Raw genomic sequence first — 3,336 nt, 5'->3', positions numbered from 1 at the left:
GTGGTCAGCGCCACGATATTCGCCGCCAGACGGTCGTTTCCCTGCATCGCCTTGACCATGACAAAACTGGCTGCTGCGGTCGGGCTGGCAAAGAACAGGAACATCAGACCGAGTTCCCGCCCTTCAAACCCGACAAGCCAGGCCGTGACAGTGCAAAGCACGGGCAGGGTGATCATCTTCATGACACTGGCGCTGACCGCCACCCTGCGATCACTGCGCATCGCGCTCAGGGACAGCGTGCCGCCGATGCACATCAGCGCCAGGGGCAGGGTCAGGGACGCAAAATAATTGCCGCTGGTCATTAGCCAGGTAGGCAGGCGAAGGCCGGACCAGGCGACCGGCAGCGCAACAATGACCGCCAGGATCAGGGGATTGCGAAGGATATCACCGAGAATTCGAAACCCGCTTGCAGTCTGCCCTGGCTGGTAGGTAGTCAGAACGATCACCGACAGGGTGTTGTAGGAAATAATGACGACGCCCAGCAAAAGCCCGCCGGCGGACAGGCCATAGTCGCCATAAAGGCTGGCGGCCAGGGCCAGGCCGACAATGCCGCAATTGCCCCGGAAGGCCCCCTGAACGTAAACACCCCTGTCATCTACTGGCACGGCGCGCAGGGCCCAGAGCCAGCAGAACAGGAAACTGGCCAGGGTGGCCGCGACAAAGAAGCCCAGCAAAGCAGGATTGAACGTGGTCTCAAGGTCGGCACGCACAATGCTCAGGAACACCAGGGTAGGCAGGGTGGCCCGGAATACAAGGGCCGAAGCGGTATTGATGAAGGCGGCGTCGATCCAGCCCAGACGCCTGAGACCGAGTCCGATAAACACCATGGCGAATACCGGCAGGGTGGTCTCAAGGGTCTGGAAAAATGTTGCGAGAAGCGTCATCCAGTCGGTTACCGGACCCCAAAGCCAGTAAACTCACCGGTTGCAGGATCCTCCTTTGAGCTTATGCTGTCGACGTCAGCTGCAGGTGGCCCTTCATTACACCAGGTCTGGAAAGCACCGAGCGCCCCCGGCTCTCCCTCGGCGACCACTTCCACGCGGCCGTCGTGCAGGTTCCTGGCGTAGCCGGTGAGGCCAAGGCTGGTTGCCTTGTCAGCGGCTGATGCCCGGTAACTGACACCCTGGACCTTGCCACTGATCAACATGGTCAGTCTCTGGCGATTCATTGCCTGGTTCCCCCGGTCTTTAACGGCTGATACTGCAGTGGTAGGTTAACCTGCCAGAGCCAGCAGATAAAAGTCCCTTGGCTGGCCTGCTATAAATTCATTAGACTTTGGTCCTTTGAATGTTTGAGGCAGAGCAGATAATGTCGGACGAAACAGGCCAGCAGCCCCAGCCGGACCCCCGGGAAGAGAAATTTGTGGTGGACACGGAGCTGCTTACGGAGGATCAGATTGACGGCCTTGTTGACGAATACTGCACCCGTTACCATGGCCTCAACGACATCGAAAACCCGGTGGGCGAAAAAAGCCGGGTTCTTGCCGCCGTAAAGCGCGGGGATCTGGTGGTGTGGTTTGATCCGGCAGAAAACACCGCAGCCCTGAGTCCGACCCGTTAGCCAACCCGCTGGCGGGCTTGCGCACTTGTGTACTCGATCTGTAGCTATCCGATAGTGTCACCAGCCGCTACAATTTAATGTCATTTCCAAAATCGCTGTATGTGAGGTGAAGTTTGATCAGGGTATTGGTTGTAGATGACCATGATTTGGTCAGGTCCGGTATTACGCGGATGCTGGACGACAACCCGGACATTGAAGTTATCGGCGAAGCTTCTTCCGGTGAGGGCTCTGTAGACTATGTTCGCAGAGACCGTCCAGACATTGTTCTGATGGACATCCGCATGCCGGGAATCGGTGGCCTGGAAGCCACCCGCCGCATCCTCCGTATTGATGACTCCATCCGTGTAATCGTGGTAACCGCCTGTGCAGACGACCCTTATCCCACTCGCGTTATGCAGGCCGGGGCAACGGCCTATATCACCAAAGGCGCCGATATCAAGGAAATGGTAAGAGCCATCCGCATGGCCCATTCCGGCCAGCGCTACATCAGCCCGGAGATTGCCCAGAAAATGGCACTGAAGCAGCTGGGCGGAGATCTGCGGGGCGAAGACGGCCATTTACAGGTGTTCGACCGGCTGTCAGAGCGGGAAATGCAGATTGCGATGATGGTAATAGACTGTCAGAAAGTACAGGATATTTCAGACCGGCTCTGCCTCAGCCCCAAAACCGTCAACACTTACCGCTATCGGATTTTCGAGAAGCTGGAAATTTCCAGCGATGTGGAATTGGCGCTCATGGCAGTCAGGCTCGGGTTGCTCGATGCCGATCAGGTCTGATGCGTCCAGCGGGCCCGCAGAGGGCGAAAACAGCCAGTCTTTTGATGTAAAGCAGTTCCTCAGGCGACTCACCGAGCGGCCCGGGGTTTACCGTATGTACGACGGAGCCGGCAGTATTCTGTATGTCGGCAAGGCCCGTAATCTCAAGAAACGCGTCACCAGTTATTTCCGTAAGTCCGGCCTGGCGCCGAAAACGGAAGCTCTGGTGGCGCGCATCGAAGCTATTGAAGTGACGATCACCGGTAGCGAAACCGAGGCTCTGCTGCTTGAGCAGAACCTGATCAAGTCGTTGCGCCCGCCCTATAATATTCTGCTGAGAGACGACAAATCCTACCCCTATATCTACCGTTCGGCCCATCAGGATTATCCATCGCTGACGTTCCGGCGCGGCCGAACCAAGAAAGGCGGCGGGACCTGGTACGGGCCATTCCCAAGTTCCGGCGCGGTCAAGGAAAGTCTTAATATCCTACAGAAGATATTCCGCATAAGATCCTGTAGTGAAAGCTATTTCAGAAACCGGACCCGGCCCTGTCTGCAGTACCAGATTAATCGCTGTACCGCGCCCTGTGTCGGCTTCATTTCACCCGACGACTATCTGGCGGATGTCCGCCGGGCAACCATGTTTCTGGAGGGAAAGAACCCGGCCATTCTGCAGGACCTGATGACCGCCATGGAAGCAGCCTCGAAATCCCTGGAGTTTGAAAAAGCCGCGGCCTATCGCGATCAGATCAATTACCTGCGCCACGTTCAGGAACAGCAGAGCGTGGACGGGGAGGGGGGCGATGCCGACGTGGTTGCAATCGCCCAGGATGCCGGAGTGGTCTGTATTGTGGTGATCATCGTGCGTGGTGGCCGGGTGTTGGGTACCAAGGACTATTTTCCGCGATACAGTATTGAACAGTCCGAAGGCGAACTGCTGAGCGCTTTTCTGGGCCAGTACTATTTTGGCGGCAGCACCCGGCGCGAGATCCCGCCGGACATTCTGGTACCGCTTGACGTC

The 3,336-nt window shown here is 57.4% G+C and carries 5 protein-coding genes; 3 read left to right on the top strand and 2 right to left on the bottom strand.

Annotation, left to right across the window (positions count from 1 at the left end; translation table 11 throughout):
- Positions 1-884 (bottom strand): AEC family transporter (locus tag VJ956_RS08535; RefSeq protein ID WP_324083804.1); only part of this gene is annotated, 884 nt, incomplete at its 3' end.
- An 8-nt stretch (positions 885-892) separates the two neighbouring features.
- Positions 893-1,168, bottom strand: a complete 276-nt coding sequence (locus VJ956_RS08530) for an acylphosphatase (protein WP_324083802.1) — start codon at positions 1,166-1,168, stop codon at positions 893-895.
- A gap of 140 nt (positions 1,169-1,308) precedes the next feature.
- Between VJ956_RS08530 and VJ956_RS08525 the strand changes: the two genes are divergently transcribed.
- The 3 genes from VJ956_RS08525 to uvrC form a co-directional block, all read left to right on the top strand.
- Entirely contained in the window at positions 1,309-1,560 is a 252-nt protein-coding gene (locus tag VJ956_RS08525; RefSeq protein ID WP_324083801.1) for a hypothetical protein, read from the top strand.
- 113 nt (positions 1,561-1,673) lie between these two features.
- Positions 1,674-2,336 (top strand): UvrY/SirA/GacA family response regulator transcription factor, encoded by a 663-nt coding sequence (gene uvrY, locus VJ956_RS08520; RefSeq protein ID WP_324083799.1) that lies wholly within the window; start codon positions 1,674-1,676, stop codon positions 2,334-2,336.
- On the top strand, positions 2,320-3,336 hold a 1,017-nt coding region (uvrC, locus tag VJ956_RS08515), incomplete at its 3' end, for an excinuclease ABC subunit UvrC (protein ID WP_324083798.1). The genes uvrY and uvrC, both read left to right, overlap by 17 nt.

The sequence above is a fragment of the Marinobacter sp. genome (genome assembly GCF_035268745.1).
Lineage (GTDB): Bacteria > Pseudomonadota > Gammaproteobacteria > Pseudomonadales > Oleiphilaceae > Marinobacter.
This window is presented reverse-complemented; position numbering and strand designations above follow the sequence as displayed.